General features: G+C 51.7%; 21 protein-coding genes and 1 tRNA gene. 13 read left to right on the plus strand and 9 right to left on the minus strand.

Translation table 11 applies throughout. The features are described from left to right. Nucleotides 1-8 precede the first annotated feature (8 nt). Together MKQ68_RS25180 and MKQ68_RS25185 are read left to right on the plus strand one after the other, a co-directional pair. Nucleotides 9-1,352 (plus strand): alginate export family protein, encoded by a 1,344-nt coding sequence (locus MKQ68_RS25180; RefSeq protein WP_264281473.1) that lies wholly within the window; start codon nucleotides 9-11, stop codon nucleotides 1,350-1,352. A gap of 106 nt (nucleotides 1,353-1,458) precedes the next feature. Further along, on the plus strand, nucleotides 1,459-1,872 hold the full coding sequence (locus MKQ68_RS25185; protein ID WP_244841137.1) for a GNAT family N-acetyltransferase: 414 nt from the start codon (nucleotides 1,459-1,461) through the stop codon (nucleotides 1,870-1,872). Here the strand turns inward: MKQ68_RS25185 and MKQ68_RS25190 are convergent, their stop codons facing one another. Further along, complete coding sequence (locus MKQ68_RS25190; protein ID WP_244841136.1) at nucleotides 1,873-2,310, minus strand: DinB family protein; 438 nt, start codon at nucleotides 2,308-2,310, stop codon at nucleotides 1,873-1,875. Between the two features lie 227 nt (nucleotides 2,311-2,537). On the opposite strand from MKQ68_RS25190, the gene MKQ68_RS25195 reads away from it, so the two are divergent. Both MKQ68_RS25195 and MKQ68_RS25200 read left to right on the plus strand, forming a co-directional pair. After that, on the plus strand, nucleotides 2,538-3,764 hold the full coding sequence (locus MKQ68_RS25195) for a multidrug effflux MFS transporter (RefSeq protein WP_244841135.1): 1,227 nt from the start codon (nucleotides 2,538-2,540) through the stop codon (nucleotides 3,762-3,764). 599 nt (nucleotides 3,765-4,363) lie between these two features. Beyond that, nucleotides 4,364-4,747: a hypothetical protein gene (locus MKQ68_RS25200; RefSeq protein WP_264281474.1), complete on the plus strand. Its 384-nt coding sequence runs from the start codon at nucleotides 4,364-4,366 to the stop codon at nucleotides 4,745-4,747. Between the two features lie 112 nt (nucleotides 4,748-4,859). Here the strand turns inward: MKQ68_RS25200 and MKQ68_RS25205 are convergent, their stop codons facing one another. From MKQ68_RS25205 to MKQ68_RS25215, 3 genes are all read right to left on the minus strand, one after another. Next, entirely contained in the window at nucleotides 4,860-5,009 is a 150-nt protein-coding gene (locus MKQ68_RS25205; protein WP_264281475.1) for a hypothetical protein, read from the minus strand. A 250-nt stretch (nucleotides 5,010-5,259) separates the two neighbouring features. Further along, entirely contained in the window at nucleotides 5,260-6,759 is a 1,500-nt protein-coding gene (locus MKQ68_RS25210) for a PepSY-associated TM helix domain-containing protein (RefSeq protein ID WP_264281476.1), read from the minus strand. A gap of 172 nt (nucleotides 6,760-6,931) precedes the next feature. Continuing rightward, nucleotides 6,932-7,711: an Fpg/Nei family DNA glycosylase gene (locus tag MKQ68_RS25215; protein ID WP_264281477.1), complete on the minus strand. Its 780-nt coding sequence runs from the start codon at nucleotides 7,709-7,711 to the stop codon at nucleotides 6,932-6,934. Nucleotides 7,712-7,933: 222 nt separating this feature from the next. On the opposite strand from MKQ68_RS25215, the gene MKQ68_RS25220 reads away from it, so the two are divergent. Then, entirely contained in the window at nucleotides 7,934-8,971 is a 1,038-nt protein-coding gene (locus MKQ68_RS25220) for a sigma-54-dependent transcriptional regulator (protein WP_349773800.1), read from the plus strand. Further along, nucleotides 8,932-9,291, plus strand: coding sequence for an AAA-type ATPase lid domain-containing protein (locus MKQ68_RS25855; protein ID WP_349773801.1), 360 nt, complete (start codon nucleotides 8,932-8,934; stop codon nucleotides 9,289-9,291). Before MKQ68_RS25220 ends, MKQ68_RS25855 begins: the two co-directional genes overlap by 40 nt. A gap of 1 nt (nucleotide 9,292) precedes the next feature. Here MKQ68_RS25855 and MKQ68_RS25225 read toward each other — a convergent pair whose 3' ends face one another. Continuing rightward, a complete protein-coding gene (locus MKQ68_RS25225; protein WP_244841127.1) occupies nucleotides 9,293-9,856 on the minus strand; it encodes a Crp/Fnr family transcriptional regulator in 564 nt (187 codons plus the stop codon). A 101-nt stretch (nucleotides 9,857-9,957) separates the two neighbouring features. Between MKQ68_RS25225 and MKQ68_RS25230 the strand changes: the two genes are divergently transcribed. The 3 genes from MKQ68_RS25230 (at nucleotide 9,958) to MKQ68_RS25240 (ending at nucleotide 14,871) form a co-directional block, all read left to right on the plus strand. Further along, on the plus strand, nucleotides 9,958-10,701 hold the full coding sequence (locus tag MKQ68_RS25230) for a type 1 glutamine amidotransferase domain-containing protein (protein WP_264281478.1): 744 nt from the start codon (nucleotides 9,958-9,960) through the stop codon (nucleotides 10,699-10,701). A gap of 158 nt (nucleotides 10,702-10,859) precedes the next feature. After that, nucleotides 10,860-12,074: a 6-bladed beta-propeller gene (locus MKQ68_RS25235; RefSeq protein ID WP_264281479.1), complete on the plus strand. Its 1,215-nt coding sequence runs from the start codon at nucleotides 10,860-10,862 to the stop codon at nucleotides 12,072-12,074. A 4-nt stretch (nucleotides 12,075-12,078) separates the two neighbouring features. Then, nucleotides 12,079-14,871: a porin family protein gene (locus MKQ68_RS25240; protein ID WP_264281480.1), complete on the plus strand. Its 2,793-nt coding sequence runs from the start codon at nucleotides 12,079-12,081 to the stop codon at nucleotides 14,869-14,871. Between the two features lie 73 nt (nucleotides 14,872-14,944). On the opposite strand, the gene MKQ68_RS25245 is transcribed toward MKQ68_RS25240, so the two are convergent. The 3 genes from MKQ68_RS25245 to MKQ68_RS25255 all read right to left on the minus strand — a co-directional run bounded on the left by MKQ68_RS25245 (nucleotide 14,945) and on the right by MKQ68_RS25255 (nucleotide 18,987). Beyond that, nucleotides 14,945-15,016 (minus strand) — tRNA-Glu (locus tag MKQ68_RS25245). Nucleotides 15,017-15,147: 131 nt separating this feature from the next. Further along, the gene (locus MKQ68_RS25250; protein ID WP_264281481.1) at nucleotides 15,148-17,817 is read right to left on the minus strand and encodes a T9SS type B sorting domain-containing protein; all 2,670 of its coding nucleotides are present in this window, start codon (nucleotides 17,815-17,817) and stop codon (nucleotides 15,148-15,150) included. A 129-nt stretch (nucleotides 17,818-17,946) separates the two neighbouring features. After that, nucleotides 17,947-18,987 (minus strand): LacI family DNA-binding transcriptional regulator, encoded by a 1,041-nt coding sequence (locus MKQ68_RS25255; protein WP_264281482.1) that lies wholly within the window; start codon nucleotides 18,985-18,987, stop codon nucleotides 17,947-17,949. A 143-nt stretch (nucleotides 18,988-19,130) separates the two neighbouring features. Here MKQ68_RS25255 and MKQ68_RS25260 point away from each other — a divergent pair, with 143 nt between their 5' ends. The 4 genes from MKQ68_RS25260 to MKQ68_RS25275 are packed head-to-tail and all read left to right on the plus strand — an operon-like array spanning nucleotide 19,131 to nucleotide 22,070. Then, complete coding sequence (locus MKQ68_RS25260) at nucleotides 19,131-20,147, plus strand: LacI family DNA-binding transcriptional regulator (protein ID WP_264281483.1); 1,017 nt, start codon at nucleotides 19,131-19,133, stop codon at nucleotides 20,145-20,147. Nucleotides 20,148-20,164: 17 nt separating this feature from the next. Continuing rightward, nucleotides 20,165-21,043 carry an ROK family protein gene (locus MKQ68_RS25265; RefSeq protein ID WP_244841110.1) on the plus strand — a complete coding sequence of 293 codons (879 nt, stop codon included), beginning with the start codon at nucleotides 20,165-20,167 and terminating at the stop codon, nucleotides 21,041-21,043. 30 nt (nucleotides 21,044-21,073) lie between these two features. Then, nucleotides 21,074-21,496: a VOC family protein gene (locus MKQ68_RS25270; protein ID WP_244841109.1), complete on the plus strand. Its 423-nt coding sequence runs from the start codon at nucleotides 21,074-21,076 to the stop codon at nucleotides 21,494-21,496. Then, nucleotides 21,483-22,070: an alpha-ketoglutarate-dependent dioxygenase AlkB family protein gene (locus MKQ68_RS25275; protein WP_244841108.1), complete on the plus strand. Its 588-nt coding sequence runs from the start codon at nucleotides 21,483-21,485 to the stop codon at nucleotides 22,068-22,070. Before MKQ68_RS25270 ends, MKQ68_RS25275 begins: the two co-directional genes overlap by 14 nt. Here the strand turns inward: MKQ68_RS25275 and MKQ68_RS25280 are convergent. Next, nucleotides 22,062-23,060, minus strand: a complete 999-nt coding sequence (locus MKQ68_RS25280; protein WP_264281484.1) for a 2-hydroxyacid dehydrogenase — start codon at nucleotides 23,058-23,060, stop codon at nucleotides 22,062-22,064. The two genes, MKQ68_RS25275 and MKQ68_RS25280, sit on opposite strands and share 9 nt — an antisense overlap. Nucleotides 23,061-23,065: the final 5 nt, after the last annotated feature.

Genomic DNA, 23,065 nt, shown 5'->3' on the forward strand with positions numbered 1-23,065 from the left:
CAACCAAAATGTTCTGCAAAAAATTGTTCCGTACCGGCGCATGCATTGTGCTGGTAACGATCGGCTGTTACGCCCCGCTCAAAGCCCAGTTGACCCTCGATGCGCAACTTCGTACCCGAACGGAGTACCGCGACGGACAGGGCGCTCCGCTTCCTAAAACAGCTAATCCCGCATTGTTCACGTCTCAGCGCACGCGAATGGCGGCGGGCTGGTCGGGGTACCGGTTAAAGTTTGGTCTCACGGTGCAGGATGTACGCGTTTGGGGGCAGGATGTATCGACGATCAACAGAACAACTACGCAGGATAATAATGGACTGATGTTACATGAAGCCTGGGGCGAAGTTTTTCTTACAGATACAATCGTGAAAAACCGCAGCCTCAGCCTGAAAATAGGTCGGCAGGAACTGAATTACGACGATGGCCGCCTGCTCGGTAACCTCGACTGGCTGCAGCAGGCGCGAAGGCACGACGGGGCTGTGTTAAAATATGAAACCGGGCCGTGGATGCTGCATGCCGGTGGCGCTTTCAATCAAAATAAAGAAAACGCAGCAGGCACATTGTATAACGGAACGCCGCCCGGAGCTTACCCTGCCAATACCAATGGCGGCGCCATGTACAAGGGAATGGAGTTTATTTACGCTGGTCGCAAACTGAAAAAAGGAAATGTATCCCTGCTCCTGTTTGCCGATCAGTTCTCGCGCTACCACAACGACTCTGTCGATAACAAACCCGTGAAAACCTGGGATGCCGGCGCTTATCACCGCTTTACCGGCGGTGTGTACTTCACCAATACATTCCACGATCTCACGGTCACGTCCTCAGCCTACTACCAGACCGGCAAAACGGCCGACGGCGTAAAGCTCGATGCAGCGCTGTTCTCCGCCGCTTTCCAATATGCATTGAGCAAAAAAGTAAGTGTAGGAATAGGTGGTGATTATACGACAGGCGGCGGTGCGGGCAAGGCCTTCGATCCGCTGTACGGCACGCCGCATAAGTTCTGGGGATACATGGATTACTTCTATGTGGCATCCGGCTTTGGTGCGCGCGGCTTGCAGGATTATTACCTGCGCCTGAAAACAAAACCGGGCGAAAGGTGGATGCTGAATGCCGATGTACACCAGTTTTACAGCGCCAGCGATATTGTTGGCCATAACCGCAACTTCGGCCAGGAGCTGGATCTGACAGCCAACTTCGCGCTTACGAAAGTGATTGGTTTTGAAGCCGGGTATAGTTTTTTTAATAGTCAGCCCAACCTTACGTCGCCGGGTGTGAAGAACGTTGCCAATGCACAAAGCGCCAATCACTGGGCGTATCTCATGATCAATATAAAACCATCTTTATTGTTTAAATAGCCGTTCGCTTTTATAAATTCCCATTTCAGCGATGAATAACTACATAGCAAATAGGGCTGTCCCCGCTACGGGGCGGCCTTGTTATTTTAATTGCTATCTTTAAATTATGGCCGACAATCAATACTATGTATCCACGGAAAAAGAGCGGCTGGATGTGGAGGTGATTACCGAGTTCCTGAGCCGCAGGTCTTACTGGGCAAGGGGTAGAAGCCGCGAAGAAGTGGAACGCTCGATCAAACATTCGCTTTGTTTTGGTGTATATACCGAAGCGGGCACGCAGGTCGCTTTTGGCCGCGTCGTTACAGATTATACCGTATTTGCCTGGGTGATGGACGTGTTTGTACTCGAACCTTATCGCGGGCAGGGCATCAGTAAACTACTCATGGAAAACATGCTGGCACACCCCGAACTGCAAACCCTGAAACGCTGGGGACTTGGTACCAGCGATGCCCACCGGCTTTACGAGCAGTTCGGCTTCCGCGGCCTGTCGCATCCCGAAAAGATGATGGAACGTTTGTAGCTACCGTTTAATATCCGTATCCACCGGAATATGGCCCCAGTGGCGGCTGATGGACAGTATCTGCCCTTTGTGATGAAATTCGTGCGTGATCACGTGCGTAAAAAGTTCCAGCGCCGTACTGTCCCCGATGCGCGCCTGCGGGTCGGGATAACGCGCGAAGAAATCTGCCAGCAGCAGGTTGATCTCCGCAAACAATTGCCGCGCATCGTCGATGTTTTGCACCTGCTCGTACGGCGTAAACGGCAACTCCTGTTGCAGTGCATCCTGGCCGATCCAGCCCTGGTAAGTGTTACAGATATGCACGAGCAGGTTACGGATACTACCACCGCGCCCAAATCCTTCGCAGGGCTGTAGGAAATGCGCATCGCTCAGCGTGGCGCAATAGTCGAGCAGCACTTGCCGCGAACCCTTTACCATATCGTATTGCAGTTGCATCATGATAATAAAGTTAACAACTTTGGTACCAGCTGAGGGGACTTTTCTCAGCCGCCGTTGTGTCACTCACTTGTACCCCGGCACTTTTTTCATCATTTCAAAAAAGTGACTACCTTTACGCCCTCAACCTGCAACAACCTCACTTAAAACAATCATCCAGCATTACTGCAAATACCTCTGCCCAGGACCACCGGTCTTCGGGAAGCTGTATTGGCGTCTAAAATAAAAACATGAACAGAAAAACATTTGTATCACTTGTATTAATCCTCGGGTCCCTCACCGCATTGGGCCCCTTCTCCATAGATATGTACCTGCCAGGCTTTCCGGCGATCGCGAAGTCGTTGAACACAACGGTGTCGCATGTATCATTGTCGCTCGCCAGTTATTTTATCGGCATCTCTGCCGGACAGTTATTGTACGGCCCTTTGCTCGATCGTTTCGGCCGTAAGCCGCCGTTGTTCATCGGGTTGGGTGTATATATACTCGCTTCCATCGGCTGCTCGTTCGCTGCGGGCATCGATCAGTTAGTAGCGCTTCGTTTCATCCAGGCGATCGGCAGCTGCGCTGCGGCTGTGGCGTCTATCGCTATGGTGCGTGACCTGTTCCCGGTGGAAGAAAATGCAAAAGTATTTGCCCTGCTGTTTCTCGTGGTAGGTGCTTCGCCGATGATCGCGCCGGCAGTAGGTAGTTATGTAACGGCCGCCTGGGGCTGGTCGTCCGTGTTTTGGGTGTTAGGAGGAATGGGATTGGTGCTGCTGCTAGTGTGCGTATACTTCCTACCCGATAGTTACAAGCCCGACACTACGCTGTCGCTCAAACCAGGCCCCATCATCTCCAGCTTTTTATCCGTGATACGGGAGCCGCAGTTTTACACCTACGCCCTCGCCGGCTCCTTCGCTTTTTCCGGCTTGTTCGCCTACGTAGCCGGCTCGCCATTACTGTTCATGAAAGTGTTCGGCCTCAGCGAAAAGATGTACGGATGGCTTTTTGCAGGCCTTTCTGTAGGATTTATCGGATCTAACCAATTGAATACACTCGTACTTCGCAAATATCGGAGTGAGCAGATAGTGCCCGTTGCGCTTGCCTGCCAGGCCATTACCAGTGTGATATTTGTGCTGGGCGTGTATAACGGCTGGTTTGGATTGGGTGCTACATTGTTCCTGCTGTTTATCTTTTTAAGTTGCCTCGGCTTCACGAATCCGAATACATCTGCTTTATCACTTGCTCCATTCACCCGTAATGCCGGTACCGCTTCTGCTTTAATGGGTGCGATGCAACTCGGCATCGGTACACTGGCTTCCGTAGGCATCAGCCTGTTCGATGAGAAAGCGGGCGCGCTGCCAATGGTCGGTATTATGGCTTTTTCGAGCATCGCCGCGCTGGTGTTGTTACTGGTAGGGCGCCGTAATATCGGGCAGCTGGCTACCGGTAGTGGGGCGGGAATGATGGCGCACTAGGTGCATGCGGTTCGGAACCGCGACGTAGCAGTAAAAAATAGCATGCGTAGGGTCTGGAACTGCGACGTAGCGGTAAAAAACATCATGCGTGGGGTCTGTGACTGCGACGTAGCGGTAAAATACCGCGTGGAGCATCGTCTGGGGCGCGCGTCACCCCAGCCGTCATCGCGAGCGCGCGAAGCGAACCTCCGCTCTAGTCTTCGCTGCAGTCAAATCGGGTACCCGTGAACCACTGGCGCGGAGACTACACACGATGATTGCTTCACTTCGTTCGCAAAGACGTTGGGTGGTGCAACGTCCTCCTTTCGCTTCCCCGCCTTTGCTTTCCTTAGCCTTGTGTTCCCTCCGCCTTTTGCTTCCCTCTGCCTTCGCTTCCTCCCTTTTCGCCTCTTTTCCCCTTCGCCACCACTTCTCCTTCTCGCTTGCTCCATCCTCCCCCAACCCCATGAACCCCTTGCACACCGCCTTATACAAATGGTAATATATTCTATGTGAGGGTTTTCAAAATTAATTGGTAATCAGTGCGTTTTTAGCTAAATTCGATGTCCCGCAGAGAAACAGAAAACTCAATTTGCATCACACTAATCTATCGTCGCGTTATGGCCCCATTAAATAATTACAACCCTCCCGTTTCGCGGGATCTCAATTACAAAACGCTCATCTGCCAACTATCCACTGCACTCAAGGTTCCTGAGGCACTTGTTACCTATGTACTGCTGGAAAAACTGTACAGCGAAAAGCCACTAGAGTGCAAACGGTTCCTGCCGCAGAGTGCACTGCATCATAGTGTTACTTTATCAAAGGGAACATACCAGCTGATCACGCTGTACGATCGGATGTTTTTGCGCTTTGCAGATGGGACAACTATTTCGGCCTGCCATGCGGATATGACATGGGCAGAGTTTTTTCGGGAGAAGTGTATCGGTCGTCCGCAACAAATATTTACCACGCTCCTGGAGGTAATGAGAAAGCGGGGACTTTAGGTTTTCAGCTTAATTGATCGATAATTTCCTGCCAGATGATCCGCGCCACCTGTTCGCGCTCTACAACTCTTAATCTGTCTGGCAAAGGGGCCAGGTCTGTAGCGGCAACTTCCTATACTTCATTATTGGCTTCTGCAATACTGTTGAACTGCTCGCCTGGGGCTAGTACCTGGTAAGTTGTTGTTCCTTCTTCGGCATTTACATCAATGTAAAAGTTGTAAGGCCTGTGATCAATGTACACCGTTATAATTGAAGCATCCATGGTGGAAGATTTTGATCTGCAATTCGTACATAAAATTCCGTACCAGAAATACCACTAACCTTCATATATCCAACAAAATAGCTACTGTGGACACGATATCGGCAATGTGCCGTGAGGCTACTGTCCCGTTGGCAGCCATACCAGTGCAGTGTGGAACAAATCCCTCAGGTGCGGTGTCGTGCGTTGGCAGCCAGCCGCAAAAAAAGGCTGACCGCAACGGCCAGCCTCAATAAAGATTCAGTAAGGATTCCTAAAAGATCTTCAAGCCGGTCGCCGTCAGCAACCAATACACGCCCACAAACACTGCCGCGAACGAAAGCGACAACGCAAAGTAACGCGTCACGGCCCGCCGGGCACGTTTAAACGGAATGGCCACCAGGAACACTGGTAGCGCCACCGCGAAGTTGATCACGACCAGTACGGTTGTGAACAGCAAAGTGAACACGGCAGGTTGTATGACGATGCCGCGTATCAACCCATATAATGCACCCATGAGCGCGCCGACTACCACAAAGCAGGCAGCGTACTGCATGCCCTTCTTGATGTTAAACACAAAGTATAACCAGCCCGAAAGACTTGCCTGTTGCAGCACCGGCACTTTTTCCTGGCGTGGCCGTTCGCCGTTTTTGCGTTGCTTTTTATAACGCGGCCACCAGATGATGAAGCCGGTAACGAACAACACCAGCGGCATTAAGCCTCCGATGATAGCGAGTATTTGTGTGGGTAGTCCCCCGAAAGAACCGTAATGGATGGGCGTTAGCCAGCTGAGGTAAGCATTTCCCACATCGGGGAAGTCGGCCCGGCTGCTTAAAAGAATTTTGCCGCTGTACTGATCGATCATGATCATTTCGCGGTTGCCTTCCACCGGCAAACGTGTGCCCAGCATATCGATGCGCCAGTTCGACACGCTATCGTGCGGCAGCGAGATGCCTGCGGCACGGCTGCCCGGCATATGTTGTTCCGCAATCCGTACGATCTCTGCCGGCGACAAAGGCTGTGCGCCCGCCACGTAAATGCTTTGTACGCTGAGCAGTTTCGCTACGCCCTGCGGGGGCTGGCCGCTCAGGATAAACAGCAGCGGCACCACCAGCATGGAAAAGGTGATGCACACACCGGTAAGGGATAATAAACTCACCACCGGTGCAGAGTAAAAGCCCAGCACGTTATGCCAGTCATAGTTCTGCCGCTTGAAGCTGGCTTTGAAATTAACGGTAAGTACAGATTTTAGCTGTTTCCATTTATCGGGTATCCATAAACGCAGGCCGCTGATCGTGAGTATCAACAGGCAGAGTGTGGCCAGGCCTACGATATATTGCCCTGCTACCGGCACGAGCAGGCTGGTATGCAGGTCGGTTACTACATGAATGAAGCTGGTTTCGTATATACGTTTGCCGGAGAGGTCGCCGGTGTATGGATTGAAAAAGAATTGCTCCTCTGTATCGAAATTATACCCATGGTACGCGTCGTTAGGTTTGTCGCCCAGGTTCTGGATATAATCGAGATGAATGGTCGGGTGTTTTTGTCCGATCACCGTAATGGCTTCACCCAGGGGGATCTTTTGCTGTTGGGCCAATACGTCGAACAGTTCGCGGTTGAGTGCGCGATCTATTTCATCATCAAAAACCAATATGCTGCCTGTAAGACCGGTAAATGCGACAATCGCACCGGCAATGATGCCAAGGTAAAGGTGCCACTTGCCGAACCAGCGTGACTGATGTTTCGCCCAACGGAGGCGTTTTTGTTGCTTCATGGAGTTGACCGTTTCGCGGAGTTGTTCGTAACTAGTTGTCGGGTACACTCCCGCTACGTACGGAAACGATAACGGGAATGTCCCTTGCTTTCACAGCTGACGCAAAAATAGCTGAGCAACACTGCCGCTGAAAGACGGATCGGGAAAATATATTACGGAAAAGGGAAAACGATTATTCAAACAGGGTCTGTTCTTCGGTATAATAAGTCTTTCGGCCACCTTTGGTTTTTTGCAGGATGGGGTAACCGCCGGGACTTTCCGCGTTTTTATGCTGATGGATTTTTAAAAAGTCGCGCACCTCGCCCGCAATGATGCCCGGCTCTTTCTGCCTGATCTGTTCCATCGCCTCCTTCAAAACGCTTTTGATCGCCTTCAGCAACTTATCGATCATTTCTGCCGGAATGGCCTTTGCGACTGAAAACGGGGAAATGCCTGCCTCCCAGAGTATCTCATCCGCATAAGCATTACCGATGCCGCGAACAACGTGCTGGTCGAGCAACAGGTTTTTTACCGCTGCACGCGACCCCTCGAACCGGCTGGACAGGTATTTGGCCGTCAGTTCCGGCGACAGTGCATCGGGTGCTGTAGCCGCTTCCGGATCGAGGGACACGTTGGCGATGCCCTGGTAATCGGTAAGTGAAAGGGTGCTGCCGTCGTGAAAGTGAAGGCCGAACAGGGTGTTCTTTTGTTCCGCGTTGGTATCAACATATATCAGTTTGCCGTGCAGCATCAGGTGCATACCTAACACATGGTCGTTATCAAAAGCAAAGCGCAGCTCTTTGCCTTCCCGGTATACCTTATGCACCTTGCTGCCTTCCAGTGCTTTACGCAGGCTGGCTGCCGTAGTGTTACTTTTTGCGCCGGTTTTGAGTTGAACTTTGCTCACGGTTTTGCCTTTCAGCATCTTTTGCAGATTGGCGCCAAATACTTGCAGGTCGGGTAATTCAGGCATACAATGGTTTAAAGAGTACGCGCACAATTCATGCCACCGGTAACATTCCGTTTACAATTACTTAATGCACAGATGTTGTTTTCCTGCGATAAATTTGACACATCATCCAATAAAAATATTCAAACTCGCGTAAACGCAGGTCTCACTGCATAGTTTGGGCCGGCCTCCTCAAGGGGCCGGCTTTTTATTGAGGGCCGGATTCGTTACCTTGCAACCGGTTTTATGAGCGAAAAAATACTGATTGTCGAGGATAACTTTATAGAGGCCAACAACCTGCAAATGTTGCTGGAGCGGGCCGGTTATACCGTTAGCGGTATAGCCCCCAGCGTGGATAACGCGCTGTCCTTAATAGAGCGGGAGAAACCTGATTTTGTACTGCTCGACATCTTCTTACGCGGCAAAGCCACCGGCATCGACCTGGCCCGGGAGCTACGTACACGTAACATCGCCTTCATTTATCTTTCCGCCAACTCCGACAAAACCACGCTCGAAGCGGCCAAGGCTACCGTTCCTTACGGTTTCCTGGTTAAACCTTTCCGGGAGAAGGATGTACTTATCAGTCTTGAAATTGCCCGTTACCTTCACCTTCACAACCTTGATGCACTCACCCGCCAGCAACCCGCTACGCCGCTGCCAACACCACCTACGCCACACGGCATCGTGGGCGACAGTCCGCAACTGCAGGAAGTGCTGAAGCATTTACGTATTGTTGCACCGGTAGAAACGGCCGTGCTGCTCACCGGCGAAAGTGGTACCGGTAAGGAAGTGATGGCCCGCTATGTACATGAAATGTCGAACCGGCGCCGTAAGCCCATGGTCATGGTGAATTGCGCGGCATTACCGGCTACACTGATCGAATCTATCTTATTCGGATATGAAAGAGGTGCCTTTACCGGCGCGCGCGATAAAAGCATTGGTAAGTTCGAACAGGCCGATGGCGGCACTATCTTCCTGGATGAAATAGCGGAGATCCCGCTGGAGCTGCAATCAAAGCTGCTGCGCGTGTTGCAGGAAAAAGAAGTGGAGCGTATCGGCAGCACCTCCACCAAAAAAATAGACGTACGCATTATTGCCGCCACCAACCGCAATCTCGAAAAAGAAGTAGCCGAAGGACGTTTCCGGATGGATTTGTATTATCGCATCAACGTATTCCCCGTACACCTGCCGCCACTGCGCGAAAGGAGGGGGACGTGCCTTTGCTGGCCGCCCACTTCCTGGAAATGTATGGCGCTAAAACCGGCAAAGGTAAGGTGCAACTGAGCCGGCAGGCATTGGATACGCTGATGGCGCACCACTGGCCGGGCAACATCCGCGAGCTGGAACATACGCTGGAACGTGCAGTGCTGCTGAGTGAAAATAATGTCATTTCCCGCATCCTGTTACCGGCTGCACCTGCCGATAAAGTGCCGGCCGGACTCAAAACCTTTGAAGAGAACGAGCGCGAACACATCATCGCCGTGCTCCGCCAATGTAACGGAAAGATTTACGGTCCGGGTGGCGCCGCTGAAATCCTCGATATGAATGTGTCTACCCTTAACTCCCGCATTAAAAAACTGGGGATCGATAAAGACAGCCTGTAAATTATACGTGAAGTCTGCTCAACGTTTCGCGCGATACGCCGATGTAGGCGGCGATCAGCGACTTCGGCACGCGCTGGAACAGCGAAGGATATTGTTCCAGTAACTGTCGGTACCTCGACTGCGCATCATTACTCAATAACGCCATCACCCGCCGCTGTAAATGCAAAAAGCCGGAAGTGACTTTCAACCGGGAAAAGTGTTCGAACTTGTGTATTTCAGCACAAAGTTTATGACGATCCCGGGCCGATAGGTAGAGCAGCTCTACATCTTCCAGGCATTGCGTAGTGGAGGTAGCCCTGCCGCCCGTCATGAAAGCCTGGTAGTCGGACACCCACCAGTTCTCCATCGAAAATTGCAGGATGTGCTCTTTACCATCATCATCCGTAGCAGATGTTTTTAGTAAACCTTTCAGGACGAAGTATTCATGCGTCACCAGCTCGCCCGGTTGTATAAGGATGGCGTGCTTCTTAAACCGCTTCAACTGAAAGTGACTGGCGATGTACTCGAACTCGGCGTCCGTCAGTTCAATCAGTTCTTCGAGGTGTTTTCTTAAGAGGGTGTGCATAAGACAAAAGTACGTGATCTATGTCACACCAAAACTGTGAGTTATGTCCTTTACCAGGGTGCGCGATGGCCGTAGCTTTGTGTAAAATTAAAACACACGATATGACATTCTTATTCGCACTCCTGGGCCTTCTTGCACCAAATGCAGACGCCCCGGTGAAAGCAAAAAAAGTACTGTTTGTAGTTACCTCTTTCGGAGAAGTAAAAGGCGCCGGTAAAACCGGTCTTTGGCTCGAAGAATTTTCAACGCCATACTACCTGCTAACGGAAAAAGGTGTGGAAATTACCATCGCTTCCCCTAAAGGTGGTCCGTCACCGATCGACCCGAAAAGCACAGGCGAAAGTTTCCTGACGCCGTCCGCTAAAAAGTTCCTGGCCGATCCGGCGGCGCAGCAACGACTGAATACAACGATCCCGCTCAGCGATATTAACCCGGCTGACTACGACGCCATATTTTATCCCGGCGGCCACGGCCCCATGTGGGACCTTACCGATCATGCGAAGTCAATCGCGTTGATCAGCGGCTTTTATGAACAGGGTAAACCCGTAGCATTGGTATGTCACGCGCCGGCGGTGTTAAAAAATGTAAAGTTGAAAAGCGGTGAATACCTGGTAAAAGGCAAAACAGTGGCTGGCTTTACGAACAGCGAGGAAAAGACAGGCGGTTCACTTGCGATGACACCTTTCTCCCTGGAAGATATGTTGAAAGAGCGTGGCGCAAAATATGAACGCGGTGCAGACTGGGGGCCTTTCGCTGTGGAAGATGGCAACCTGGTGACCGGTCAGAACCCGGCTTCGGCGGAAGTGGTAGCTGGTAAATTACTGGCAGCGCTGGGCGTGAAGTAACTTAGCTTGTTTATGAGATGCGAGCGGCTGTCCGTACGGGCGGCCGCTTTTTTGTTTATCACTTCCTTAACAATATGTTTTATACTTTAACTGCCATAAACCCATCATCGTGTAGCCCGGACCTGTGAATGTAGTTAACCAATATCAACGTGCAGTTAATGAAAATATCCACTTGCCTGTTAATAATCATTATTTGTTGTATTCAACCCGCTAGGGCGCAACAGGCGCCTGTCGAAATTCGTATCGATCCCGATCAGCCGATGGGATCGGCCGTCAGTAAGCTATTTCGATCCGTACAATACATCCCGCTGGAAACGAATAAGGATAACCTGTTCGGGCAGGTAGATAAGTTGTATGTGCTGGATTCGGTTTTTATCGTGGTCGATTATGCCACAAACGCGGTGTACGTTTTTCAGAAAGATGGGCGCTTTCGTACGAAGGTGCTGCTTCCTCCTAAAACAGATGCTTTCTGGGGCGTGCGTTACCTGAATGTAGACTACGGCAGGCAGGCCTTCTCTTTTAAAAGTCCATCCGATGAAATTAAAACCTACGACATTAACGGCCGGCTCTTAGCAACGGAAAAAGATGTAAATGCTGTAGCACACTTTCAAACGCTGGATGGTGTGCGCGTGTACCTTGAGTGCAACTATAATTACAAGCGGCCTAAAACCGATACGCTCGATCATGAATTGAAGTGGCGCTCAGATGAAACGTTACTGAAGGCAGCCTGGCCTTACCAGCCATTTAATAAGGTGATCAATAATGATGACAGGCTGGGTAATTTTGAAGGTGTGTTTTTTTCCTCCGGAGATGCGGTACACCTGCTGCGGCCATATGATCCGCTGGTGTATAAAATTTCTTCCGACACGGTCATGGCAGCCTTCCGTTTCGTGTTCCCACTGGCGTTAACATTGCCGGCCGACTTTATGACCAGCCCTGCCTACTTCGGAAAACGAATCAATTACGTCCGGTTTACGGCGCCCAAAGCCATCTATGGAACGGCTTGTTTTTACCAGGTGAAGAATTGGGTATTCTTTAAACTATTGTCCGGTGGCGGATTAGAGCATAGCTCGTTCCTATATAACCTTGCCAATGGCGGTTTTTACAGTGTAAGCCACCTCGCGCCGGATGCGTCTAATTATTGGCTGCCTATCGGCATGGTTAACGCGTTCGCTACGGGCAATTTTATTACGCATTCCTTCCTGGCGGCAGATCATCAGGCCGTATATGCTGCCATTTCTTCCAGGGAGATGTTTACGGGCAGGGAGGCGGCCAAACAAAAGAACGCTACCTACAATGCTGTGCTGGACGAATATTTCGCGCACAGCGATAAAAAAAGTAATCCTGTAATTATTCAAATGATACCTCGTTAGACGCATGCGTGGCTTTCTTTTCCTGGTGATTTTTTACGGCTGCTGGTCGCAGGCATGGGCTATGCCGGCGGATACGAGTCATACGGGCGTCGTAAAGGGACAGCTGCGCGATACGGCTAATGATATTGATTTATTGTCGGCCACCGTAGCGATCTATCATGCGCAGGATTCCACGCTCATCGGTTATCAGCTGGCAGATGGTTTTGGTGAGTTTCTCTTTCCTAAAGTGCCGGCTGGCGTACGTTTGAAGCTTGTTGCCAGCTACATGGGGTATGAGTCGTCGTCGGTTTTATTCATGGTGGACGGCGAGGTTAATTTGGGAGTGATCGCGTTACAAATACAAAGCCGCCAGTTGCAGGGCGTGTCTGTGATCACGCCGCCACCGGTGCGGGTTAATGGTGATACGCTGGAGTTTTTTGCAGATGCCTTTAGTGTGTATAAAAATGCAGTGGTGGAAGATTTGCTCGTCCGCCTGCCCGGCGTCACCGTTTGGGGCGACGGACAAATTACCGTGAACGGCCGTAAGGTAAGCCAGGTGCTGGTAAATGGAAAGCCCTTCTTCGGCGGTAATACGAATATCGCCATCAAAAATATCCCTAAAGATGCGGTGGAGAGAGTACAGGTGTATACAGATGCGGCAACATCGGGCCGGCAGGAAGATTCTACGACGAATGTGAACATCCAGTTGAAAGCTGATAAGAGCACGGGCACTTTCGGCAAAGTGTCGGCGGGTTATGGTACTGATAACCGGTACGACGCCGATGCCAGCCTGAATATGTTCAATCGCCGCTCCGAGCTGTTGCTGGTGGCGGGCGCCAACAACGTAAACAAAGTGGCGGATCACATTGATGATTTGCAGGAGAATAGTGTGTACAGCAGTAATGGGGTATCCATGAACTACCAGCCGAATTTCAGTATGCCCGGCGCTAATCGCCCGATCGCCGGTGGTGCGCTGTTCACGCATGACTTTATTTCGAATCCAGGCAAAAACAATGTGGACCGCATAAAGGGGACTTACTTCATCCGTGATAACGAACAAATAAACCTGCGCGATGTGCAGACCGTGTTGCTTTCCGGCAGCGACAGTCTGCAACAGGAACGGCGCCGGTCGGAACTGTTTACTTCCGGCACGGTGCAGGATGCGCATGTTCGATATGATAAGAAAAAGAATTTCTACCAATACTATCTCTCTGCCGGACTGCATACAGATAAAAACAGCAGCAGCGAATGGGAGCAGTTGCGACGTACGTTCAATGACAAGTTGTTAAGTACCGGCTCGCAGCACGAACGCATTCATAACGATGATCGAAGGTGGCAGCTGGAGGCTGGTTTTACAAGCAATAAACCATCACTTCGCCCGGCTGAAGTGGAGGTGCGGTACACCCTGTCGTTCGACGATCGCCACGCCATCCGTAATGTGGCGAATACTTTTTCTTTATCATCTGATACCGGGTATATCCGGGATTTGCATCGCCATTATACGACCAGGAGGAGAGAGGCGACGCACCAGTTAAATGCCAGCTTCGGTGACCTGGTGAAATGGTGGCCGGCGGAGAAGCGCCCGGTATCGGGCCTTTCGGCGAAAATCACGAATGCTTTGCAGCTGGTAAGGCGCGATGAGTCGCAGTTGACGAGGGATGAAAGTTTTATCACGGGAGAGCGGGTGGTTAATCCGCGTTTGACGAACGACATGCAGGCGGTGGTGGTGGACGAGCGGCCGGCATTATCCGTCGAAAAAACAATTTCCCGCCACCTGCCGGACAGGTATGCGAAGGATTGGGGGATCAGTTTACAATTACAGGGGCAATATTATTTTCAGCAGACTAAATCATCCCTGGCATATCAAAACATCAGTAGGAGTTATGTAAAACCAACACCCAACGTGGCTTTTACGTACAATAACTTCCAAGTGGGAGGGTATCATCGTCGCTTAAAATTTGCATTAGCCTTATCGTCGGAATATCCTACGATTGGGCAGCTCGTCGGGCTGGTAGACAGTATCGATCCGTTTTTTATCCGCCAGTCGAACGCCGGCCTGCGCGAATCGGATAAGCGGGAATTGCGGTTCAGTTTTCAACACAGCAGCCTGCACCCGCAAAAAGTATTCAGCTTTAATATTGATGCGAGTGCCGGTACGATCGACAATGCCATTTCCGACAGCATTCATATCGACGATTCCGGTCGCAGCGTTTACGGCTATGCTAATATGGACGGCCGCCTGTACGCCAATGTAACCGGCAAACTTTCCACCGCCGTAAAGTGGGATCAACACCAGTTTCATTTAACTTTTAACACCGGGTTAAACCTTTTTCGTACACCTTCTTTTGTGAATGGTGATAAGATCTGGTCAGATGGGTATGCGGCGTCGTTAGGCACCACCATTCATTATGATTTCCTGGAGCATTGGTCTGCCTATTGGGAAAATGGGGTGCGTTTCTACGCTGCCAACCAGCAAGCGAGTCAGTTCCGCAACAGCACCGGCTTTTCAAAACTCGCCCTCAGCACCGACATCACCCGTAAGTTATCACTCGGCAGTAACATCACCGTTAACCGCGCCACCACATCTGGTTTCAGCCCCAATACTTTTTCGATCTGGAACGCCAGCGTCGCCTACCGTTTCCTGGAGGGCGATAACCTCGAGATTCGCTGCAGTGCGCTCGACCTGCTGCGGCAGAACAGGAGCATTGTGAACGAGGCGTCTCTCACCATGCTCACGCGCGGGACGAGCAACGTGTTGCAGCAATACTTTATGATTTCATTGTCGTGGTTCCCGCGGAAGTTTGGGAAGGAGGAGTAGTAAGGGAAGCAGTGCACCCTGCTCCCACTTGTACATAAAAAAAAGAGACGACCAATATTGATCGTCTCTTTCGTACCGCGTACGGGATTCGAACCCGTGATTCCTCCGTGAAAGGGAGGCGTCTTAACCCCTTGACCAACGCGGCGCTTTGTTCCCTGTATTTTGGGAACGCAAAGATAGGAAACAGCTTGAAATCGCCAAATAAAAGTTTGGAAATAAATGAGCGATGCCTGCAAAGCGACAACAGTAGCGGCTTTTGGAAGTATATTTTATTTTTTAACGAATGAGTGTAACCGTTCCGCTCTGCGAAAAGTCGCCCCCCAGATAGTCTTTCGCCTTCACCATCCAAACATATACGCCCACACCTTGCGGCTTACCATTGATGGTGCCATCCCACCCTTTGCCTGCAACGTTCCCACTGTATACCATTTCACCCCAGCGGTTAAAAATGCGGAAGTATTCGATCGAGGCAATGCCTGCAGATATCGGCCGCACCCAGTCGTTCACACCATCGTTGTTCGGCGTAAAACCGGTAGGCACAAACACGGCCGGTAAGGTAGAATATACTTTCACGCGCAGGGTGGAGGAGTCCACGCATCCCGCTTCATTCAGCACATACACTTTATAGTTGATGCCATTCGACGGTGTAAAAAACGTACCCATCGGGTTAGCGATCGTGCTGGACGATAAGTTGGCTGCCGGCGTCCACTCGTATTGTACGCCGCCGCTCGCGCTGAATTGCAGGGGCTGGCCGATAACTACAGCGGTGTCATTACCGCTGAGCGCCTGTATCTCAGGCAGCATCGTCACCCGCACGGTGTCGGAGCCAGGCTTCGGGCAACCCTGCACGTCGTAGGCGTACAGGATGTAATCTGTAACCGCCGCCGTTGGTTTCGACACCGGGTCCAGTGTGCCCGCATCCGTGAGTGTGCCAGTGTTTGTCCAAACGTAGGAGCTGCCCACGATGGTGCCGTGCAACTGGGCAGTGGCATCGTAACAGATCAGCATATCGCGGCCGGCATTGGCAGCGGGGTAGGGCACGGTGCGTACCGTTACCTGGTCGGTGGCGGTACAACCGCTGATCGTGGCGGTGACGGAGTAGGTCGTTGTTGTTCGCGTAAAGGCGATCGGGCTGCGCACGCTGGCATCGTTCACCTGCTCGTCCGGTGACCATGTATAACGCAGTCCATTAGAAACGGTATTGAGCATGATGGGATCGCCTGCGCAAATAGTCGTGTCGGCCGGTGCGCGTAAGCTCACGAAAGGCACGGTGCGGATGGTTACGGAGTCGGTGTTGATACAGCCGTCGTTATCCAGCGTCACAAAGTATTTAGTCGTAGCCGTTGGTGCTACGGTGGGCGTGGCGGTGTTGCTGGCAGTCATGCCTGGCGTGGGCGTCCAGTTGAAAATACCATTGCCGGAGGCGAGCAGCTGCAGCTGGTCGGGCGGACAAATCAACGTATCCCTGTAAGCAAGGTGGATCGTGGGTTTGTCCAGCATGTCGAACGGCGCATCGAGGGTGTCCAGGCAGCCAACGGTGTTTCCTACGATCAGGCGCACTGATTTTGCCCCGATGCTGGGATAGGTGTAGCTGGCGTTTTGCGTGGTGGCCACATCGTTAAAGAAAAAGTTTTCGCCAAAATCCCAGTTCCAGGAATTAACGCTGCCATACACGGTGGTGGTACGATCGGTAAAACTCGTCGCCTTGTTAAAGCAACTGCCGTCCACCGTGAAGTCAGGCACAAAGCCCGGGTATACCCGGGCTGTGGCGGTGGTGCTGTCCGGACAAGTTTGTCCGCGATTGATCACCAGTTTTATCGTATAGGTACCGGCGTTAGGAAAGGTGTATTGCGCCACCGGATCGGTGCTGCTATAAACAGTGTTGGACAGTGCATCAGTAAACTCCCAGTTGTAAGTGCTGATGAGCGGACTGGTGGAGCGATTGTCCACCGCTATACTTTGTGTATTGCCGCACAACATATACTCCGGCAACAGCGAGGCGGCTGCGATCGTGCAGGAGGTAATGTTGATCTGTAAGTCTTTTCGCTGCGTGGCAATCGTGACGCCGTTGCGTATTTCCTGCACGCATACCGTCACTACGTAAATGCCTACATCCGGCGCTATGCCGGTTATTAAGCCTGTATTAGGATCTATTCTTACATTGGAACCTAACGGCAGCGAGCCACTGAATTCCCCGCCATAAGGCACGCCATCGTACGGAGGATCTTTAGCGGGTTGCGAGTTGTTACCGCCTCCACCGCCGCCTCCACCGCCACCACCTCCTCCGCCACCACCACCGCCGCCGGTAAGGCCGGTCGTTTGGTAAGCATCGCAAAAGGAATAGCGGAGTTGATCATTATCTGCATCAGAAGCGGCAAAACTGTAGTTGAAAGAGTTGTTCGCACACACCACTACCAGGTCGCTGCCAATGAATTTCGCACTGTTGTTTTCCGGGTTGCTGGGCGCATTTAACGTACCGGGAATTTCGGCGGTATAGGTAGCGCCTATCTGGCTGTAACCGCCGGTCAGGTTATTGATGCCCGCAATACGAAACGTCACCTGCGAAGCTAACAGGTAACCTTCCACATTACCGGGAAGTGTGATTTCAAATTCATAATAACCTACGGTGTAACAAATGAGTGGCGGATTGGTGATACACGGGTCGTTGCTGAGATAACTTAAGCCCTCGTCCCGGTTTTTGTTCACCTGCAGGTCGCGGACGCGCATGTTCGTGGCGCGGTTAAAAACGCTCACATACATCGGGTCCGGGAAGTTACGCACCGGATCACCGCAACGTTTGAATAATTTGATGGTAACACCGTAAGTATAGTTTCCATTGGCAAAGCCTCTCAGGGTATAAAACATCTCCCCGCCGGTAATATGGTCGGCGTATACAATGTTTATGCTGCTGACAAACAGGAGTACAAGGAATAAAAGTCGCTTCATGCTAATGGTTGAACTACACAGATCATCGGCTGTGTCAATTATGCTGTCCTATCCGCTCTCTCTATAAATATAAGATAGATTAACGACAAGTTAAGCGCATGGGTTGCCTCTGCGAAAACAATACGTTGCTTACAGCAATGCGAGGGCGGCAGAGGAGTCGCGCACGCAGAGTTCTGCTGGCAACACCATCGTCCGGAATTGCGTGACGGGTCGTTTGCTTTCAATCAGTTCTATCATCAGCCGTGCAGCAGCGGCACCCATTTCAAAGGCGGATTGTTTTACCGTAGTAAGCGGTGGATCAATGAGTTCCGGCGAAGCGAAATTAGAAAAGCCGGCCAGCGCCACCTGTTCCGGTATCGGGATGTGCCGCTTGCGCAGCAGGGTACAGGCGTGCATGGTAATACGGTCGGAGCCGGCAAAGATGGCATCCGGCGGGGCAGGTAAACACATCAGTTCGTCCAGGGCCTGCTCCACTTCTTCGGTATGCATGCCGCTGTGCCCGCAATATTTAACGTAAGTTTCATCTACCGGCAGGCCGTTTTGCTCCAGCGCGGCCTTGTAACCCTCCAGCCTTTCGCGGGTGACGGAAAGGCAAGGGGCGCTGGTCACGTAAGCGATGCGGCGGCGACCGTTTTGTATGAGGTGATTAACGGCTTCAAAGGCGCCGCCAAAATTATCTGTGGTGATTTTATGCGCCTGCATGTCTGCGGGCACCCGGTCGAAAAATACCATCGGCAACCCCTGTTCCTGCATCTTTTTAAAGTGAGATACGTCCTGCGTTTCGGCAGATAATGACACCAGTAGTCCGTCGATCGAGCGCCAGGTAAGGTTTTCGAGGTTTTTCAGTTCCTTACCGTAGGATTCGAAGTTCTGCGTAACGATGACCAGGTAGTCGCGCTCGTTCGCTACGGCTTCGATGCCGCTGATCACTTCCGCATAAAAACTGTTGGGGATAGCGCACAGGGCAACGCCAATACAGCGGCTGTTCTTATTTTTCAGGCTTTGCGCCATCAGGTTAGGCCGATAGTGATGCTCGGCCGCATAGTCCTTCACGAGCTGCTGCGTGGCCTCACTGATCTTGTAACTGCTCTTCAATGCCCGCGACACGGTGGACAAAGAAAGATTCAACGCCTTAGCGATATCTTTTATCGTGATGTTTGCTGTTTTCATAACGGGACCCTGGCTGGGGAATATGAATGTACGGATTTTCGCCTTTTTGTGCAAACGTTTGCCCAAATAAATACCCGCCACAGTAAACGGTTTCAGAATTTTAAGACTTAAATTAACAACACGGCCTGACCGTATGTAAACAAGTGAAGAAAAAGATCTCCATATACGATATTGCGCGTGAGATGAATGTGTCGTCCGCCACGGTGTCTTACGTGTTAAACGGTAAGGCCGCACAGAAACGCATCAGCGCATCGCTGGCGCAGCGTATCATCACGCATGCCCGCGAAGTTGGGTACCGCCCTAACATGATCGCGAAAAGCCTGCGTACGGGCAAAACGCGTACGATCGGTATGCTGGTGGAAGACATTGCTGATCCGTTCTTCGGCACCGCCGCCCGTATCATGGAAGGCATCGCCCGGCAAAGGGGGTATCACTTGTTTTATGCCAGCACGGCCAATGATGCCGAAGTGGCAAAGGGCTTGCTGGACGTGTTCCGCAGCGCGCAGGCCGACGGTTACATCATTGCACCGCCACCAGGTTTAGTGGCAGAAATACAGGCTTTACAGGAAGATGGGCTGCCCGTTGTACTGTTCGACCGGTATTGCCCCGGACTACCGAGCGCCAACGTGGTCGCCGACAATTTCGGCGGCGCGTACAAAGCCACCCGTCACCTGCTGCAAAACGGCTTCCGCCGAATTGGCCTGGTAACCTCTGATTCGTCGCAGGTGCAGATGACCGACCGGCTACGAGGTTACGCGCAAGCCATAGAAGAAGCCGACTGTCCGCCATTGATCCTACAAACCTCGGCAGCTGCCAAACAGGATATCATCGATTTTCTCGAACGACATACGGAATTGGACGCGTTGTTATTTACCACCGGCTACCTCACCATGAGCGGCCTGGAAGCCCTGGCGCACCTGCAACTCCGCGCCCCGGAAGATATTGCAGTAGTCAGCTTCGACGATCATCCGCATTTTTCGCTGTTCAGTCCGGCCGTTACAGCAGTTGCCCAGCCGGTACAAACGATCGCCGAAACGGTAATCGGCCGACTGATCGACAGTCTCGAATCCAATACACCGCTGGCATTACAAACAGATATCCTGCCCATCTCGCTTATCATTCGCGATTCGTCGGCGCGTGTAGCGGTGCAGCATCGCTAATTCCCGTATATTGGGAGATGCAAACAACCGATCAACACGTTTTAGGCATCGACATCGGCGGCTCGCATATTACTGCGGGGCTCGTCAATATCAAAGCTTTCACTTTGGATGATAACACTGTAGTGCGGCTGCGGGTAGACAGTCACGCGCCCGCTCGAGACATCATACACAACTGGTCGGAGGCCATTAATTCCGTATGGGAAAAGGCCGGCACCGGTCCTACACGTATTGGCATCGCCATGCCCGGGCCTTTTGATTACGCCAACGGCATCAGCCTGATCGATAAACAGTTTCATAAGTACGAGGCTTTGTTCAGGCTCAATGTGCGCAACATGCTGGCCGAAAGTGCCGGCATCCCGTCTTCCCATGTTTTAATGCGAAATGATGCAGAAGCCTTCCTGGAAGGCGAAGTGCTGGGCGGCGCTGCACGGGGTTTCGATCCGGCGATTGGTATTACGTTGGGTACGGGCATTGGTTCTGCGCGCAGTCACAAAGGCATCACTACGGATGCGGAATTGAGTGTAACACCTTACCTGGATGGGATGGCAGAAGATTATACCGCCATCCGTTTCTTCCTGAGAAGATACCAGGAATTAAGCGGCCAGCCGGCTAAAGATGTTCGCGCTATTGCAGAAGCCGTGCCCACCGATCCGATTGCAGCACAGGTGTTCCGGGAGTTTAGCGTACACCTGGGCGTATTCCTGCGTCATTTCATCAAACTGGATCAACCCCAAGTGCTGGTGATCGGCGGCAATATCGCAAATGCCTGGCCTATCTTCGAAGCAGACCTGCGTAAAGAAGTTGGTGAATTGTTCGACGGGGTAGAAGTGCGCATTGCTGCCCTGGGCGAAGCTGCCGCGCTTATCGGCGGTGCCTGCTGCTGGCAATACGCGTAGTGTTTAGTAACTTGTCTTAAATTATTTTTTATGGCCACTCAGCAAATCATTCCCTACATCAGCTTCAATGGTACTTGCGAAGAGGCGCTGGCATTCTATAAAGATGTTTTCGGCGGCAAAGTGGAAATCGTGACTCGTTATGACAATCCCGCTATGAATGCACCGGAAGCCTATCGTAATAAAATCTTGCACGCACGGTTTTATGCTGATGGTATTACCATTTTTGCCAGTGATGTAATGCCCGGCAAAACCGCCAAAGGCACCAGCGGTGACGTGGCGCTTTCCATCGCTTACGAAACCGCCGAAGAAGGCAAGCAAGTATTCGACGGATTGTCGGCCGGAGGCGATGTACACATCCCTTTCAAGAAACAGTTCTGGGGCGACTACCACGGCAATTTTACAGATAAATACGGCATCCGCTGGATGGTGAATACAGGTAATGACGGAAAATAACTTACTACCATTCGACGGCGAAGCTTACCTGTTCCCGCAGCTTTTTACAGCGGCGGAAAGCGATACCTTTTTCCGCCGCCTGCAGCAGGAAACCGCCTGGAAGCAGGAGCCTATCAAAATGTTCGGCAAAGAAGTAATGCAGCCTCGCCTCACCGCCTGGTACGGCGATGCGGATAAAAGTTATACTTATTCCGGCATCACGATGCAGCCTCGGGCCTGGAACGAGGTGTTAACTACCATTAAAACAAAAGTGGAAAGCGCAGCACAGCAAGTGTTTTCCAGCGCCCTGCTGAATTACTACCGGAACGGGCAGGATAGTATGGGCTGGCATCGCGATAACGAAAAGCAACTCGGCATTAACCCGGTTATCGCTTCTGTCAGTTTTGGCGCTGCCCGCACTTTTAAGCTGCGTCATTATGAAAAGAAGGCACCTGTCGTGTCGCTGGAACTCACGCATGGCAGCCTGTTATTGATGGCGGGCACTACCCAACACCATTGGGAACACGCCCTCCCCAAAACCACGAAGGTGCAGGAAGGGCGTATCAATATTACTTTCAGGAAGATTTTATACTAAGGATGCTGCCTTATTCACGGCCTCACCTGTCTCGGTTATACTTTTGATGTTACCCAGCGTCGTCTCCGCAATCTGCACCAGCGCTTCGTGGGTAAAGAAGGCCTGGTGCGCCGTTACGAGTACATTCGGAAAACTCATCAACCGCTGGATCATATCGTCCTGTATGATGTTGGCCGACAGGTCGCGGAAAAACAACTTTTCCTCCTGCTCATACACATCGATGCCCAAATAGCCGATCGTGCCGGACTTCAGTGCGTCGATCACATCCTGGGTACAAACAAGTCCGCCACGGCTGGTATTGATCAGCATCACGCCTTTCTTCACACCTTCCAGTGTTTTTTTATTGATAAGATGCCGGGTTTGATCGTTCAGCGGGCAGTGGAGAGAAATGATGTCCGACTGCGCCAGCAGCGTTTCCAACGGGGCATACTGTACGCCCGATCTTACGAGCGATTCATCTGCCACAATATCATAAGCAATCACTTTACAATTAAAGCCATGCAGCAGGCGGGCAAATGCCTTACCAATGTTGCCCGTACCCACAACACCCACCGTTTTACCATGGATGTCGAAGCCGAGTAACCCATTCAGCGAAAAGTTTTGTTCACGCACCCGGTTATACGCCTTGTGTGTTTTACGGTTCAGCGTGAGTATCATCGCCAGTGCATGTTCAGCCACAGCTTCCGGGGAGTAGGCGGGTACGCGGCAAACGCGGAGGCCATGCTTCTTAGCGGCTTCCAGGTCAACGTTATTAAAGCCGGCACAGCGAAGGGCGATGATCTTTGTGCCACCCGCTGCCAATGCGGCAATCACTGGTTCATCAACTTTGTCGTTCACGAACACGCAAACGGCTTCACTGCCTTCCGCAAGTGAAACGGTTTGCCTGTTCAGCTGTGTGTCCTGGTATTCCAGGGTGTAGCCGTAAGCGTGATTGTGTTCGTCGAAAAATGTTTTGTCGTAGGGCTGGGTGGAAAAGAAAGTGATCTTCATAGTAT

The organism is Chitinophaga horti (genome assembly GCF_022867795.2).
Lineage (GTDB): Bacteria > Bacteroidota > Bacteroidia > Chitinophagales > Chitinophagaceae > Chitinophaga > Chitinophaga horti.

Excerpts from the sequence above, each read along its gene's own strand:
- MKQ68_RS25215 (WP_264281477.1), bottom strand. The coding sequence starts at position 7,711 with ATGCCTGAATTACCCGACCTGCAAGTATTTGGCGCCAATCTGCAAAAG.
- MKQ68_RS25250 (WP_264281481.1), bottom strand. The coding sequence starts at position 17,817 with ATGAAGCGACTTTTATTCCTTGTACTCCTGTTTGTCAGCAGCATAAAC.
- MKQ68_RS25205 (WP_264281475.1), bottom strand. The coding sequence starts at position 5,009 with ATGGATGCTTCAATTATAACGGTGTACATTGATCACAGGCCTTACAAC.
- MKQ68_RS25230 (WP_264281478.1), top strand. The coding sequence starts at position 9,958 with ATGACATTCTTATTCGCACTCCTGGGCCTTCTTGCACCAAATGCAGAC.
- MKQ68_RS25265 (WP_244841110.1), top strand. The coding sequence starts at position 20,165 with ATGCAAACAACCGATCAACACGTTTTAGGCATCGACATCGGCGGCTCG.
- MKQ68_RS25210 (WP_264281476.1), bottom strand. The coding sequence starts at position 6,759 with ATGAAGCAACAAAAACGCCTCCGTTGGGCGAAACATCAGTCACGCTGG.
- MKQ68_RS25180 (WP_264281473.1), top strand. The coding sequence starts at position 9 with ATGTTCTGCAAAAAATTGTTCCGTACCGGCGCATGCATTGTGCTGGTA.
- MKQ68_RS25280 (WP_264281484.1), bottom strand. The coding sequence starts at position 23,060 with ATGAAGATCACTTTCTTTTCCACCCAGCCCTACGACAAAACATTTTTC.
- MKQ68_RS25185 (WP_244841137.1), top strand. The coding sequence starts at position 1,459 with ATGGCCGACAATCAATACTATGTATCCACGGAAAAAGAGCGGCTGGAT.
- MKQ68_RS25200 (WP_264281474.1), top strand. The coding sequence starts at position 4,364 with ATGGCCCCATTAAATAATTACAACCCTCCCGTTTCGCGGGATCTCAAT.
- MKQ68_RS25275 (WP_244841108.1), top strand. The coding sequence starts at position 21,483 with ATGACGGAAAATAACTTACTACCATTCGACGGCGAAGCTTACCTGTTC.
- MKQ68_RS25855 (WP_349773801.1), top strand. The coding sequence starts at position 8,932 with ATGTATGGCGCTAAAACCGGCAAAGGTAAGGTGCAACTGAGCCGGCAG.
- MKQ68_RS25225 (WP_244841127.1), bottom strand. The coding sequence starts at position 9,856 with ATGCACACCCTCTTAAGAAAACACCTCGAAGAACTGATTGAACTGACG.
- MKQ68_RS25235 (WP_264281479.1), top strand. The coding sequence starts at position 10,860 with ATGAAAATATCCACTTGCCTGTTAATAATCATTATTTGTTGTATTCAA.
- MKQ68_RS25240 (WP_264281480.1), top strand. The coding sequence starts at position 12,079 with ATGCGTGGCTTTCTTTTCCTGGTGATTTTTTACGGCTGCTGGTCGCAG.
- MKQ68_RS25255 (WP_264281482.1), bottom strand. The coding sequence starts at position 18,987 with ATGAAAACAGCAAACATCACGATAAAAGATATCGCTAAGGCGTTGAAT.
- MKQ68_RS25190 (WP_244841136.1), bottom strand. The coding sequence starts at position 2,310 with ATGATGCAACTGCAATACGATATGGTAAAGGGTTCGCGGCAAGTGCTG.
- MKQ68_RS25195 (WP_244841135.1), top strand. The coding sequence starts at position 2,538 with ATGAACAGAAAAACATTTGTATCACTTGTATTAATCCTCGGGTCCCTC.
- MKQ68_RS25270 (WP_244841109.1), top strand. The coding sequence starts at position 21,074 with ATGGCCACTCAGCAAATCATTCCCTACATCAGCTTCAATGGTACTTGC.
- MKQ68_RS25220 (WP_349773800.1), top strand. The coding sequence starts at position 7,934 with ATGAGCGAAAAAATACTGATTGTCGAGGATAACTTTATAGAGGCCAAC.